Below are 12,450 nucleotides of genomic sequence, written 5' to 3' on the forward strand. Positions count from 1 at the left end.
GACGCACAGGCCCCTACCCGCATATGTGCAGGTAGGGGCCTTATCATTTAATTTCGCTCATACGTTCAGTACGCATATCAGCGCATAAGATTGCATAGAGACGCACGGATTTAACCCATAATTAGCCCATCAAAAAGCCCCCACCCGCCGAGGCGGATGGGGGGTCGTCGCGTGTGGTGCGTATGCGGCACGCCACCTAGCGCCCGGGGGCGAGGACGGCGGCGATGATGCGGGCCATCACGAGGTGGCCGTCCCTGTTTGGGTGGATGCCGTCGCCGGAGTACCCCTGGACGCCGGGGTTGTCGGCGTTGGTGAAGTACCTCTCCCTGACGGCAGGGATCGTCCCGTTGAGCTGCGGCACCTGGAAGTCGACCCACTCGAAGCCGTAGTCGGCCCTCTCCGCCTCGAGCGCGGCCTCATACTGCCGAATCTTAGCCAGGGCGGCTGAGGCCTCGGCCGCGCCCAGGCTTGATGGCGGCTTTATGCGGTTGTCCCTCACCCACAGGACGCGGCACGCGGGCCACTTGCTGGCGACGTACTCGATGACGTGCTCGACGGCGCCGATGTACGTCGACGTGTCGTGCTCTGATCCCGGGTCAGAGTGCGTGCCGAGCGCAACTCCGTACGCGGCGTCGTTGATGGAGCTCGCGATGACGACGGCGTCCGGGGCACCTGCGCCCGCGTATCCCTCTATCTGGGCGACGACGCTCGACCCGTGCGACGAGACGGCCGTGGTGCAGTCGTTCTTAACGACGTCGATGACGTCACACCCGGCGTACTCGTGCATGCGGGTCGCCATGGACGCTGAGTCCGTGACCGCGAAGAAGCGCGAGTCGCCAGCGAACATCACGACCATCCCGGCGAGCGGCTTCGTCGCGGCGCCCGACCCGCCGGTGCCGCCCTGCGCCCTCGGGAGCGTGAGCGACAGGTCAAGGGTACCGTCAGACGCCACCGCCGCCGTGCCTGTCGCGGCGTCGCCCTCGGCCACCGAGAGCCTGACGCCCTCCACCCTGCCGACGATGTCGTAGGTGGTGCCGCCGACGCGGACGTGCCTTATTTCGTTTGCCATTGGCAACTCCAACCTTGTCTCACGACACGACCAGCGTGTCTCCGTCGACGCAGCGTGGTGGCGCGAGCGTCGGAGCCAATCGTCCTCAGCGTGATCATGGCTGCGCCTGGCCGTCCGTGGTCACGCTCAGCTTTATCTCTGATAGCTTGGCGGCCACGGCGTCGGAGACGGCCTTGGCGACGGCCTCCGGGTCGGCGCCCTGGGCGCTCGCAAGCGTCCTGATGGCCTCCGTGAGCGCCGTGATGGTGGTCTGCAGCTCCTGGATGCGCAGATTGGTGTCCACGACATTGGCCAGCACATCATGCTGCCCATCGGAGCCGAGCACGGACTGGATGTCCTGGATGCGCATATTGGTGTCCATGAGATTCGTCCAGGCCGTGCCTGGCGTGGTGTCAATCTGATTGCCGCCATTGGTAAAGGCCCAGACATCGGATGGTGTAGGCAAGTCATCCTCGCTTTCCGCGGAGCCTGCTCCGCTTGTGATTCTTGCGTGTAGGCTGGCCCACTTCGAGCCAGTCGGATCCTCGCCATTTGGCGAGTAGGGCAGCGGGCAGCATTTGCGGCTCGCGTCGTAGTGGCGCACCACGCGGGACGCCGGCACGCCGAATTGCGTCATCAGCTCGCGCACGAGCTGGGAGAGGTAGGCAATCTGCGTGCCGGTAAAAGGCCCGCCATTATTGCATACCTCGATGGAGACGCTATTGGCATTGGTGATGCCGTAGCGCCCATGGCCATCGCCGACGGCCCATGTGTAGTATCTGCTCAAGTCAGGGTTATACTTCCAGACGCCGGAATCGTCGATGAAGAAATCCGCAGATGCATTGCGATTTCCGCCGCTGAAGTACTTGCAATTGGCAAGTGCGCTGCCGGCTTTGGAGCTGCCAGACCCCGTGTAGTGCACGATGATGTAGCGTACCCCTCCCGGCCTGCGGGAGAGGTTGTAGCTACCTGTGTATGTATGGATTTGCATAATCTATGCAATTGTCTGTGGGTCTACGCTTGTGTCGGCAGCAGTCTTGCCGTCTCCCGCCATGAGGTCGCCGACCTTGGTCACACCGTCTGTCGCCGTGGCCTCGAGCACCGCCACGGCCTGCGTGGACGTGAGTCCGAGATTGATGAGCTTGCCGAGCTGCCTGCCGACCACCTGCCCCGTGGTGGTGGGATTGGTGCGCCAGGCGCTGTACGCGGTCGTGGCCACGATTATCACCAGGCACACGACGCTCGTCACCAGCCCGCCATCGAGCTTGTAGCCCATGGCGGCCGCCACGCTCACGGCGGCGCTGGCGATGATGCCAATCCAGCTCTTGACCTTGTCAGATGTCATATGTCCTCCTCTTGACGCATGCGCAGGCACGTGGCCTGCGCATTGATGGGCTGTATCACTGGCTCGTGGCTCTACCGCTTGCGACCACGCCACCTCTTGGGGGTGCCGCCCTCGCTGGTGACCCTCACAAGCTCCTCGTGCTGGCAGAAGCTGCAGTGCCACCCCTCCCACGTCTGGCTCCCAGCCGTGTCCTCGCGGACTGGCACCATGACGCTGCCGCACACGGGGCACCTGCGCTCGACCGGAGGCATCTACTCGGCTCCCTCGGCGGCGTCGACCTCGGGCAGGCCCGCCATGCTGGTCAGCAGGCTGACGATGGCCGCGAGCGCGGCGGTCGACGCGACGGCGGCCCAGCTCACCTCGCCCATGGCGGCGCTGGTGCCGATGGCCGCCACGGCGGTCTGTGCGGCGGTCTTGATGGCGCGGACTCCCGCCGCGGCCCACCACTTGCGGTTAGTGAGATTGCCCATTGTCATTCTCCTTTTCTCTGTGTCTCCGCAGGTAGACGGCTCGTTGTGAGCCCGTTTACGGCATCTTTCCGTGGCGCCTGGGCAATGGTGGCCGCATGGTGGCGCCTATCTTCCCTGCATGTCGTCCATGCGTATCTCCAGGTGCTTCACGCGGCCGCGCAGGCCGTCCACGTCCTGGGAGAGCCTGGCTATCTCGCGGCCGTGCCCGTCAATCATGCGGCGCAGCTCCCGCACGTCATCGCGGGTCTCTGAGACCATGCCGGATATACTGTCGAGCTTGTCGTTCAGCATCTGCTGCCTGGCCACCTCAGTGTCCTGGCGCTGCCCGTCGTCTCCCCACTTGGACACCATCGAGAGCACAAGGGCTCCGGCCGCCACGAGCATGGAGACGAGCGCGACTATTTGGTCAAATGTAAGTGGGTTGATGCCAATCACCTCACTTACTGGTTGCCGACGGGGACGGATATCTGGCCCGAGTAGTCGCCGCCGGAGGCGGCGCGGGCCATGATGCGGCCGTCGGTCATGACGTACAGGTAGCCGATGTGGGCGCCGTCGGTGATGGACCCCATCCCGGCGAACGCCTTCCCGTCCGGGAGCGTCGATATCAGCTCGAACGTCACGCCGTCTATCTTGCCGAGCTCGCGCCACGCGTAGTCCGGCTGGAGCGTCATGTTAAGCACCTGCACGACGGCGCAGAACCCGCGGAGCGCATACCACACGGCACCAGCGACCACGCTCTCCCACGCCGCGCTCATGAGGTTGCGCGAGACGCCGGAGCCGTACTGGCGGTAGAACGAGAGGCCGTGGCCGTACATGTTGACGGACTCGAAGCCGTCGTTGCCGCGCTCGAGGAGCATGGACGCCACGGAGCCGTTTGGCCTCATGTCGATGCCCAGGCCCGCCCCGCGCGTCAGGTAGAGGCCGCCGAACTCGTTGACGGTGTTGCCGGTGCCGATGGTCGCGTACCTGAGCGACGTGCCGTCCCCGCCGTCGACGTGCCAGCTCCCGAGCTGCAGGGAGCCGTCGTTGAAGCTCGCGCCATCCCGCGTGACCGTGCCGCCGACCGACGTGCCGGACGTGCGGAAGTCCACCGAGTCGGAGTCAATCGTGACATTCGCCCCGGCCGGGTCACCGATGGTGGCCGTCGTGCCGTAGACGGGCGTCGAGCACGACTGCCACACGCTGCCGTCCCAGAGCAGCGTCATTGTGGTCGATGGGATGGTGTAGGCATAAGGCGTGCCATTCGTCATGATTGGGTGCGCGTCCCCGCCGTCTATCGACAGCATGGGGCTCGGTGCGACATTGCCGTCTGTGAGCGTGAGATATGCCACCATCCCCTGCGTGACCGGCGGCATGGTGCCGACGCTGTGGGCGGCCTTGGTCGGCTCCCCGCCGACCGTGTCGCACGTCAGGTGCGCGATGAGCACCTGGCTCTCAGGCATCTTGATGGGCGTCGCCGTCACGGGCACGCCCGTGCACGGCTCAGAAATGTTGTGCATGGCCCTGCCGTCGTCCGCGCAGGCATCGTCCTCGGCCGTGGCCGTCACGACGTGGTCTCCCTCGCTGACGCGCACGGTGACCGACCCCGCCTTGGTGAGGTGCCCCACGGCCACGCCATCCACAAGAATGTTGGTCTGCAGGTAGTCGCCGGGCACCCCGCCCTCGAGCGTGCCTGGCCAAGAGGCCGTGACGAGCAGACCCTGGGCGCTCGCCGTGAGGCCGGTCGGCCTGCCGGGCGCCACCGTGTCGCCGACGTGCGTGGCCATGCTCGCGCCGCCTCCGACGAGCGGCCCCATGACCGTGCGTGTGCCGTCGGAATTGTATACGCTGATAGATCCGCTCTGGCGCGTGCGCATGCCGTGCGCGACGTCACGCGCGTCGGCGGCCACGCGGGCCATCAGCTCGGCCGGGCTCATGAGCCCGGTCAGCTTGCCATGCCTCATGCTAGAGCGCCTCCCATGGGTCGGGAATTGGGTCGAAGGTGAGCTTGACCTCGTCGGACAGCCTCCCGGACATCTCCATGAGGCGCATGGTATATATGCCATCAGGGAGCGCGGGGTGGCCCTCGACGAAGAGGTCGACGAGCTGGCCGGGCCACACCACGCCAGGGGTCACCGGGCAGGCCGCGTCCGAGGCGTGCACGGAGCACGTCACCTGGGCGATCGGGGAGCCGCCCGCGCTCAGACGGGCGTCGCCGTGGCGCGCGACCAGGTCGGCATTGTCCCAGTCGGTCGAGGACGCCGTGCCCTCCACGAGCGGCCACGGGTCGCGCGTGTGGCAGAGGCGCATGTCCTCGGAGAGGTGGCAGAGCGTGCCCTCGTCCTGTCCGGAGCCGGTGGCGTAGACGCGCATGGTGGGCGCGCCGTGTGCCACCTTGATGTCATCGCACGTGCCGCCGCCCCTGTACCACGTGATGGTCGGGATGCCGTCGGCCTGGGTGAGGTACGGCTCGGCGTCCGACCCAGCCAGGAAGACCCACTCGAGGCGGTTGTCGGGGAGGATGCGCGGCCGCAGCTGCATGTCCGGGCCGCCGTCGACGTCGGCAATCTCCGTGATGAGCTTCTTCGCGGAATTATTGGACACATTATATCCATGGTATGTGCGCTCGTGTGAGCCGCCCTCGCCGGTGTACTGCCAGAGTATAGGCAGGTGTCCGCCCGGCTTGTCCTCCGTGGCGAGCACGCCTATCTCCGCTGCTATGCCGCGCAGAGACATGCCAGAGAAATTGATGTTGTCGTGCGTGGTCGAGCCCTCGCCCGCCCCGAACATCTCCTCGTGCACCACATACCGGCTGGCCAGGAAGTCCAGGGGAGAGACGAGGTCGAATCTCGTGTCGAGCGCCGAGTCCGTCCTCATGCCGACCATCCCGGCGACGACCGGCGCGCCGTCCCACCCGAGCACGATGCCGCGCCGGTAAGGCGCGAGCTGCGAGACGCGCCCGTCCTGGCTCTCCGCCGAGAGCGCCGTCCACGGCACGGTGAGGCCGCTTGCGTCGCCCTCACCGAGGCCCTTCTCGCGCGTCGTGCTGAGCGAGCACGACGAGACGGTGAGCGTCCACAAGAGGCTCGGGATGTCTATCGACGCCAGTAGCCGCCCGGTCGGGACGTCGAAGGTGTACACCTCCCAGGCCATCAGGCCACGCCCCTGTCCACGACGAGCATGCGCATGCCGACGTTGGCGGCCGGGTAGCCGCCCTTGGTGGCGATGAACTCGACGGCTGCGCCCTCGTGCCAGCCGTCGCGCACGGACACGACATGCATGCCGGCCGTCATCCTGATGATCTCGCGCAGCTCCTTTGTCTCCCACGCTCCAGAGTACGCAATCTCAGAGGTCACGACGGACGAGCCGTCCACCTGCACGTCCGCCACGATGCTTCCCGTGCTCCCGAAGTCGTGCGTGGTCGCCGTGCGGGCGTAGGAGACCTCGACCATGCGGTCGGTCGGCAGGGTGATGGTGGCCGAGGCGCGCGTGTGCCACGAGGCATTGGCGGCCGAGACCGTCTCCCGCGTCCTGTCGCGCACGTCCGCGAGGATGCCGAGGCTCGCCCCATAGGGGATGGCGAATCGCCTGCTGTCGGACACGGTCGCCCCGGTCATCGTGGTCGCGGAGCCGGGGACGAGCATGCGGGCCACCTCGGTGGCGTACGCCGGGACGGCCGGGGCCATCGGCGAGGCGGCCGCCTGGCCCTGCGTGACGCCGAGCGTCACGAGGTTGTCGGCGTCGCCCTGGCTGGCGTCGTGGGCGGTGAGCCACACGACGTCGATGCGGGGGGACGCACTCGCATTTGCGGTCACGCCTGGCGTGGTGCCACCGCCGAAGTAGGCCTCGGTATACCCATCACTATCCGAGCGCGAGCACACGGCCACGCCGGCCGACACCCTGTACGCAAGCGCGAGCCCGGTCACGTCGAGGCCGGTGACCACGCCACGATTGCACCAGCGTGCCTTGATGATGTGCCGCAAGTCGGAGTCGGTCGTGCCGACCCCGGCCGCCGTCTGTCGTATGCCGAGCGCCACGCTTTCCGCCATTTCTGCCTCCTAGATGTAGGTGTCCCTCGCCTCGACGGCCACGCCGCCCGTCCCATCTGCGGTGAGCACGAGCGAGACCGACCCGCCCGGCTGGATGCGCGGGAAGTGCCGCTGCGTGAGGTAGCGCGTCACGTCGACGCCATTGACCGACGCCGTGCACGTCCGGCAGTCGATGACCACTGGCTGGGAGCCGACCGGAGCGCCATAGGCCACCTGGGCGCCGGTGGCCCTGTCGGTGACGGCGAAGCCGCCGGGCATGGAGCCGGACGCGGCGATGGTCGGGTAAGCGATGGACGTGCCAAGATTAGGGAGCGTGCAGGAGCTCGACGCGCCCTCGGCGGCCGGGCCGTAGGTGAGCGGCCATCCGAGCACGCCTGCGGCGACGGTGCCACCGAGCCCTGACAGCTTGGGCCCGAACTCGAGTCCCGCCAGCCCCCGGACGGCAGGGGTCATGTAGCCGACGTGCGCGAGCGTCGAGTAGCGATGCGGGTCTGTGCACACGACGGTGACGGAGCCCACGAGGACGCCGTCCTGCGTGTGCCTGTCATCCCACTCCGTGCGCAGGTAGCCGGAGCACCACGTGTCGTGTCCGCCCACGCCTGCCGGGTCGGAGACGGCGTCGAGCGACAGCACGTCTCCGTCGACGGCCATGCCATTCACGGGCACCGCATCAGACGCCGAGCCGTCCTCCACAAGGCGCACGTCCACGACGCGATGTCCCATGGCGTCGACCGCCTGGGCGAGCTCTATGGCATCGGCCCTGGTCTCTGCCACGGCCGCCACCTGGATGGTGAGCGTGCGTGGCCCATAGAGCACCGAGGCGTCCTCGACGTCGTAGTTACCATCGGCCATGGAGCGGGCTGACGTCGACACCTTGATGTCTGGGTGACCGTACCAGCCCTTCACCTTCCCGGACATTACGAGCCGACCCGTGCCACTCATGCTGCCGTGGAGCGTCACGTCATCGGCGCCGTCGGCCGATATGACCATGCGCAATTGGAATCACGTCCTATCCGAGCTCCGCCAGCGCGGAGCGGTTGAGTATGGTGGCGGCGCTGTAGAGGTCCTCGTCGTCGCGCACGATGCGCACATATTGATTCACGGTCGTCCCGCCACCAGCGCCGAGCGCGGCCGCATCGGCCAAGGCGCGCGCCCATGGCCGGATGTTCGAGTTGGTGTAGGGGACGATGGCCTCGCGCCCGGCCTCACCGATCACGGCAGCGCCATTTGTGATGCCACCGCGGGCATAGAAGCTGATGGATGGGAGCTGGAAGTGCCCAGGGTCTAGATTGAACCCCCCCGACACATGGAAAGTCGGGATGTGGATTCCGGAGAAGGCCCCCTGGATGATGCTCCTGACCCGCGAGAGTGCACCGCTGATGGTCGAGCCGACGCCTGAGAACGCCTGTCCGATGCTTGATACGACATTAGACGCCACAGATGCTATGGAGCGTAGGGCCGACTGTGCGGCGCCGGCCGCCGATGACATCCTGCTGCCGATGGCGGAGCCTGCGCTCGAGAAGAAGCCGCCGATGGCGGACGCCACGGATGACCCGACGGACTGGGCGCCCTGGAACGCACCCTGCGCCACCGATGCCGCCGCCTGCATGGCACCACCGATGACGGCGCAGGCACTCTGGAAGAAGCCGCCGATGGCGGATGAGATGCCGGAGAGGATGCCCTGCACGCCCTGCCATGCCGAGACCGCGACCGACGCCGCGACCTGGAAGAATCCCCCGATGGCGGAGAGGATGGCGCCGAGGGCCGTGAAGGACGCGGCGACGCCGTCGATGGCGACCGCGAGCACGCTGGCGAATGTCTGCGCGATTGGTGACACTATGCTCCACACCACCTGCAGCACCGCCCCGACCACCTGCAGCACGCCCGCCAGAAGTTGGAAGGCGCCGCTCACTACTGGGAGGATGCTCATCCCGAGATTTCCGAGCGCATCCACAAGAGGCTGCATGACGGGTGACAGCTGCTCCATGGCGGACTGCATCATCGGGCCGAGCACGTCCATCACCGGCTGCGCGGCCTGGCCGAGCCACGTCATCGCGTCGGAGAGTCCCTGCATGCCAGCTGTGGCCGCAGACCACACGGCCGAGCCGAGCGGCGCAAGCGCGGCCTGGACGTTGTTTTGGATGAGCTGCCACTGCTCGGGCCAGTCCATGGTCGCCTGCTCGGTGCCCTCGATGTCGCCCTGCGCGCCGAGCGCGGCCTGGCCGAGCTCGTCGAGGTTGATTGCGCCGCTCTTGAGTGCGGCGACGAATTGCGGGGCGTTGCGCGCGCCGAAGATGTCCTTCGCGGCATTGATGGCAGCCGCGTCATCGCCGGCGTCTATATACCCCTGGATGGCATCGACCGAGTCACGGAACGCCTGCTTGACGTCCCCGCCCTGCTCGGCCACGGACGAGAGGGCCTTCTTCATGCTCCCCATGACGCCAGATGCATTGAGGCCCGCCTTGTCGAGCATGCCGGCCATGTCGGCCGTGTCCTCGAAGGAGAATCCGAGCTCCTGCATCGCCGGGCCTGCCGTCTGCACGACTGACACAAGCGAGTCGAAGCCGATTCCCGTGGTCTGCACGACGCCGAAGAGGTAGTCCATCTTGGCGCCCGCCTGCTCGCCGGAGATTCCCCACTCATTGAAGGCGCCGGTGAGATTGTCGAAATTCACGCTTCCGACGATGTTCTGCAGGCTCGCCGCCTTCGACCCGACCTCCTGGAGCGTGTCGCCGGAGAGGCCCATCCTGGTGTTGAACTCCTGGACGATGTCCCCGGCGTTGGCGAAGCTCGTCGGAACCGACGTGCCTATGTTCGTCGCGACGTCAGACAGGCCCTGCAGGGCATCACCCGAGGCGCCAGTCCCGACGATTATCTCATCCGTCATCTCGTCGAATGTCCCGCCCACAGACATGAGGGCGGCGCCGACGGCCGCCGCGACGCCCATACCGGCGGCCACCATCTCCGCTCCACCGCCGCCCGACAGGATGCTCGAGAAGCCGCCTGCCACGGCCTCGCCGGCCTCGCCACCGACTGACGCGACCCTCTCCCCGAGGCCGCCGAGGGCGCCGGAGATGGCGTCGAGCATCGACGCGCCGCCGGACTTCCCGGCGGCGTCCCCGGCGCCCTCCATGGCACCCGAGAGCGCGGACGTGAGCGACGACCCGGCGCCCTCCATAGAGGGCATGACCTGGACGAAGGCGTTGGCAACGGTCACGCCTGATGCCATGGCGGCACCTCCCTATCCGGTTTTCCGCTGATCTCCGTCGCCGTAGTACCAGTCGAGGAACTCCGAGCGCGGTATGGCGCCCGACCCGACGTGCCTGTCGCGATGGTCGCCCTTGCGCCACGGGGCCTCGTACGGCTTGGGCTTCCTTGGCATCCGCGTGCCCTTCGCGTGGTGGGCCGCAGCGATGCCGTAGCAGACCCATTGCTCAATGTCTATGACGTCGGCGAGCATCTGGGCAATCCCGAACGGCGTGGAGTACGGCGCGTATTTGGGGTGCTGCGCGCGCCACGTCGCGCTCGCGCTGTCCAGGTGGCGGTAGAAGACCTTGAGGCCCGACCAGCCGATCGTCATGGGAACGTCGGCGAGGCGGATGCCGAGCCTGCACATGAGGTCGTAGTCGAGCGCCCCGTCCGTGTCGGCGTCTACTCGGACGAGGGCGCGGATTCCCCCGCCGTCACCCCGGAGTCGTGCTGCCATGCCTTGACGAGCGACATGAACTCCCTGAGGAGGAGCCCCTCGGTGCACCCGGGGGCGGCGTCCTCGAAGAAGCCCCTGAGCGCCTTCTCGGCGGCGGCGTTGTCATGCGCGGTGGCGAATCCCTCGACCTGGTCGAGGCTCAGCGTGTCATATGACGGCACGGACCACTCCGTGCCGTCGATGGAGAAGTCGAACGCCCCGCGCTCGACGCGTCTCAGCTCGTACATGCGACCCCCTAGGCTCCGGTGACGACGCCGTCGTCGTAGATGAAGTAGACGTAGTGGCCGGTCTCGTCCGCGTTGAGCGAGAGCGTCATGGCGAACTGGTTGGCCGAGTCTGGCACGAACTCGACGTCGTCGAGGTCGGTGACCTGTGCGGAGGGGACGTACACGCGCACGCGGCGGTTCTCGTCCTTCATGCTGAAGCACAGGGCATTGTTCGGGCCAGGCTTGCCATCGAACGCAATATTGATGACCTTTCCGCTCGTGGCGGTCGCCGGGGTCACCGTGACGTTCGCGGTGCCCACGAGCATCCTCGCCATCGCCTCGTCCACCTGGATGGCCGGGAGCGAGATGGACGGGTCGGCATCGCCGGACGTCGTGCGGATCCGCTTCTTCGCCCAGTCCCTGATGGCGTCGCCCGCGGCGACCAGTCCCTTGATGCTGATGCCGTCCTCGCCGACGTAGCCGACGGAGTCCGCCCACGTCGCGTCGAGCTTCGCGCGGGCGTCCGTGGGCGCCTTCGCGGTGCCGACCTTGCCGATCCCGACGGCGCCAGTGGTCTTCGTCTGGTCTGGCTCTGGGAGGTAGACCTTGTTGCTGTCGATTCCAGCCATTCTCGCTCCTTAGATGTCTTCGCCGCGTGCGGCGGCGTTGCAGGCGACCGTCACTCGCGGCACGCCTGCGTGGTCTGGGTCTGGGTTCGGGTACACGCTCGTCACGGTCGGCGACTTCCACGCGATGCCGGACGGGGCGCGCCTCATGTGGAGCGTCGCCACCATGCCGGCCAGCCTGCGCGCGGCGTCGGTGGCGGGCCCGTAGTCGGGGACCGAGCCGGCCCACACGTCTATGGACATGTCGTGCTCCCACGAGACGGGCGTCACGGGGGCGCAGCCGACCTGCACGACGTGCGCAACGGGGGCGTCCCTGCCGATGTCACCTGGGGGGTTAGCCGCCACCTCGAACCCGCACAGCTCGGTGAGGTCGCGCGCGAGCGCGGCCTCGGCGTCGGTGGGCGCCGTCATGACCTGCATGACTGCACCGCCACCGTCAGGGCCTTCTCGGTCGCCTCGGCCTCGCGCGCCGCCTGCGTGGCCGTGCGCACGCTGTACGCGGCGCGGCCACCGCCGAATCCGGCGCGCCACGGGCCGGAGACCTCGAAGCCGTCCCCTGCGGCCGCCGCTATGCGCCCTGCGGCGGCCTCGCACTCCGCCGCGACCTCGGACGACTGCAGCAGCTGGGCTATGCCGTCGTGGTCGAGCTCGAGGCGGAAGCTCCCGACCTTCTGCATGTGATCACGTCCAATCCACGAGGGGGCACTCGATGTGGTCGATGCCGCCGAGGGGCGACGGGCATGGGAGCGGCTCGCCGTCGATGGCGTAGTCGACACCAGCGTAGGTGACCCTGTCGCCGGCCATCACGTCGGCCCCCGGCGGCGCGTAGAGCGTCGCCCGGACGTTCGCGTCGCGGCCCTCCCTCGCCTGGTCGGCCGAGGTGGACGGGTTGCCCACCCAGCAGCCGCCCACGTCGCGGGTGGTGACGTTGTCCCAGTCGGCGACGGTCGCTCCGCGCGACGCCTTGGTTCCCGGGCGGGTGACCCTGACGGTCACGAGCCTCCATCCGATCGGCATCGGC

General features: G+C 67.6%; 17 protein-coding genes. All 17 read right to left on the reverse strand.

Annotated elements, in window-relative coordinates; all coding sequences use genetic code 11:
* Positions 1–196: 196 nt before the first annotated feature.
* Complete coding sequence (locus HMPREF1316_RS07090) at positions 197–1,069, reverse strand: SGNH/GDSL hydrolase family protein (protein ID WP_021726308.1); 873 nt, start codon at positions 1,067–1,069, stop codon at positions 197–199.
* Between the two features lie 94 nt (positions 1,070–1,163).
* Positions 1,164–2,039, reverse strand: coding sequence for a peptidoglycan recognition protein family protein (locus HMPREF1316_RS13250; RefSeq protein ID WP_021726298.1), 876 nt, complete (start codon positions 2,037–2,039; stop codon positions 1,164–1,166).
* A gap of 3 nt (positions 2,040–2,042) precedes the next feature.
* Positions 2,043–2,393, reverse strand: a complete 351-nt coding sequence (locus HMPREF1316_RS07100; RefSeq protein ID WP_021726325.1) for a hypothetical protein — start codon at positions 2,391–2,393, stop codon at positions 2,043–2,045.
* Between the two features lie 71 nt (positions 2,394–2,464).
* Positions 2,465–2,644: a hypothetical protein gene (locus tag HMPREF1316_RS07105; protein ID WP_021726310.1), complete on the reverse strand. Its 180-nt coding sequence runs from the start codon at positions 2,642–2,644 to the stop codon at positions 2,465–2,467.
* A complete protein-coding gene (locus HMPREF1316_RS07110; RefSeq protein ID WP_021726317.1) occupies positions 2,645–2,863 on the reverse strand; it encodes a holin in 219 nt (72 codons plus the stop codon).
* Between the two features lie 105 nt (positions 2,864–2,968).
* Positions 2,969–3,298 (reverse strand): hypothetical protein, encoded by a 330-nt coding sequence (locus tag HMPREF1316_RS07115; RefSeq protein WP_021726322.1) that lies wholly within the window; start codon positions 3,296–3,298, stop codon positions 2,969–2,971.
* 5 nt (positions 3,299–3,303) lie between these two features.
* Positions 3,304–4,806 carry a hypothetical protein gene (locus tag HMPREF1316_RS07120; protein WP_021726331.1) on the reverse strand — a complete coding sequence of 501 codons (1,503 nt, stop codon included), beginning with the start codon at positions 4,804–4,806 and terminating at the stop codon, positions 3,304–3,306.
* A gap of 1 nt (position 4,807) precedes the next feature.
* Positions 4,808–5,995, reverse strand: coding sequence for a hypothetical protein (locus HMPREF1316_RS07125; protein ID WP_021726327.1), 1,188 nt, complete (start codon positions 5,993–5,995; stop codon positions 4,808–4,810).
* Entirely contained in the window at positions 5,995–6,891 is an 897-nt protein-coding gene (locus tag HMPREF1316_RS07130; protein WP_021726300.1) for a hypothetical protein, read from the reverse strand. The genes HMPREF1316_RS07125 and HMPREF1316_RS07130 overlap by 1 nt, the downstream gene beginning before the upstream one ends.
* 9 nt (positions 6,892–6,900) lie before the next feature.
* Entirely contained in the window at positions 6,901–7,881 is a 981-nt protein-coding gene (locus HMPREF1316_RS07135; RefSeq protein WP_040651781.1) for a hypothetical protein, read from the reverse strand.
* Positions 7,882–7,900: 19 nt separating this feature from the next.
* Entirely contained in the window at positions 7,901–10,120 is a 2,220-nt protein-coding gene (locus tag HMPREF1316_RS07140; RefSeq protein WP_021726311.1) for a phage tail tape measure protein, read from the reverse strand.
* A 12-nt stretch (positions 10,121–10,132) separates the two neighbouring features.
* Complete coding sequence (locus HMPREF1316_RS07145; protein ID WP_040651783.1) at positions 10,133–10,597, reverse strand: hypothetical protein; 465 nt, start codon at positions 10,595–10,597, stop codon at positions 10,133–10,135.
* Complete coding sequence (locus HMPREF1316_RS07150; RefSeq protein WP_021726336.1) at positions 10,543–10,824, reverse strand: hypothetical protein; 282 nt, start codon at positions 10,822–10,824, stop codon at positions 10,543–10,545. The genes HMPREF1316_RS07145 and HMPREF1316_RS07150 overlap by 55 nt, the downstream gene beginning before the upstream one ends.
* Positions 10,825–10,832: 8 nt before the next feature.
* Positions 10,833–11,432 carry a phage tail tube protein gene (locus HMPREF1316_RS07155; RefSeq protein ID WP_021726323.1) on the reverse strand — a complete coding sequence of 200 codons (600 nt, stop codon included), beginning with the start codon at positions 11,430–11,432 and terminating at the stop codon, positions 10,833–10,835.
* Between the two features lie 9 nt (positions 11,433–11,441).
* Positions 11,442–11,840, reverse strand: coding sequence for a hypothetical protein (locus HMPREF1316_RS07160; RefSeq protein WP_198009611.1), 399 nt, complete (start codon positions 11,838–11,840; stop codon positions 11,442–11,444).
* Positions 11,837–12,106, reverse strand: coding sequence for a hypothetical protein (locus HMPREF1316_RS07165; RefSeq protein ID WP_021726296.1), 270 nt, complete (start codon positions 12,104–12,106; stop codon positions 11,837–11,839). The genes HMPREF1316_RS07160 and HMPREF1316_RS07165 overlap by 4 nt, the downstream gene beginning before the upstream one ends.
* Positions 12,107–12,110: 4 nt before the next feature.
* Positions 12,111–12,446, reverse strand: coding sequence for a hypothetical protein (locus HMPREF1316_RS07170; protein WP_198009612.1), 336 nt, complete (start codon positions 12,444–12,446; stop codon positions 12,111–12,113).
* Between the last annotated feature and the right edge of the window lie 4 nt (positions 12,447–12,450).

It is taken from the genome of Olsenella profusa F0195 (assembly GCF_000468755.1).
Classification (GTDB): Bacteria; Actinomycetota; Coriobacteriia; order Coriobacteriales; family Atopobiaceae; genus Olsenella_F; species Olsenella_F profusa.

Bases quoted from the DNA above. Each gene is read 5' to 3' on its own strand.
- HMPREF1316_RS07135 (WP_040651781.1), bottom strand. From the start codon at position 7,881: ATGGTCATATCGGCCGACGGCGCCGATGACGTGACGCTCCACGGCAGC.
- HMPREF1316_RS07120 (WP_021726331.1), bottom strand. From the start codon at position 4,806: ATGAGGCATGGCAAGCTGACCGGGCTCATGAGCCCGGCCGAGCTGATG.
- HMPREF1316_RS07140 (WP_021726311.1), bottom strand. From the start codon at position 10,120: ATGGCATCAGGCGTGACCGTTGCCAACGCCTTCGTCCAGGTCATGCCC.
- HMPREF1316_RS07110 (WP_021726317.1), bottom strand. From the start codon at position 2,863: ATGGGCAATCTCACTAACCGCAAGTGGTGGGCCGCGGCGGGAGTCCGC.
- HMPREF1316_RS07130 (WP_021726300.1), bottom strand. From the start codon at position 6,891: ATGGCGGAAAGCGTGGCGCTCGGCATACGACAGACGGCGGCCGGGGTC.
- HMPREF1316_RS13250 (WP_021726298.1), bottom strand. From the start codon at position 2,039: ATGCAAATCCATACATACACAGGTAGCTACAACCTCTCCCGCAGGCCG.
- HMPREF1316_RS07145 (WP_040651783.1), bottom strand. From the start codon at position 10,597: ATGGCAGCACGACTCCGGGGTGACGGCGGGGGAATCCGCGCCCTCGTC.
- HMPREF1316_RS07150 (WP_021726336.1), bottom strand. From the start codon at position 10,824: ATGTACGAGCTGAGACGCGTCGAGCGCGGGGCGTTCGACTTCTCCATC.
- HMPREF1316_RS07100 (WP_021726325.1), bottom strand. From the start codon at position 2,393: ATGACATCTGACAAGGTCAAGAGCTGGATTGGCATCATCGCCAGCGCC.
- HMPREF1316_RS07165 (WP_021726296.1), bottom strand. From the start codon at position 12,106: ATGCAGAAGGTCGGGAGCTTCCGCCTCGAGCTCGACCACGACGGCATA.
- HMPREF1316_RS07105 (WP_021726310.1), bottom strand. From the start codon at position 2,644: ATGCCTCCGGTCGAGCGCAGGTGCCCCGTGTGCGGCAGCGTCATGGTG.
- HMPREF1316_RS07160 (WP_198009611.1), bottom strand. From the start codon at position 11,840: ATGACGGCGCCCACCGACGCCGAGGCCGCGCTCGCGCGCGACCTCACC.
- HMPREF1316_RS07170 (WP_198009612.1), bottom strand. From the start codon at position 12,446: ATGCCGATCGGATGGAGGCTCGTGACCGTCAGGGTCACCCGCCCGGGA.
- HMPREF1316_RS07125 (WP_021726327.1), bottom strand. From the start codon at position 5,995: ATGGCCTGGGAGGTGTACACCTTCGACGTCCCGACCGGGCGGCTACTG.
- HMPREF1316_RS07155 (WP_021726323.1), bottom strand. From the start codon at position 11,432: ATGGCTGGAATCGACAGCAACAAGGTCTACCTCCCAGAGCCAGACCAG.
- HMPREF1316_RS07090 (WP_021726308.1), bottom strand. From the start codon at position 1,069: ATGGCAAACGAAATAAGGCACGTCCGCGTCGGCGGCACCACCTACGAC.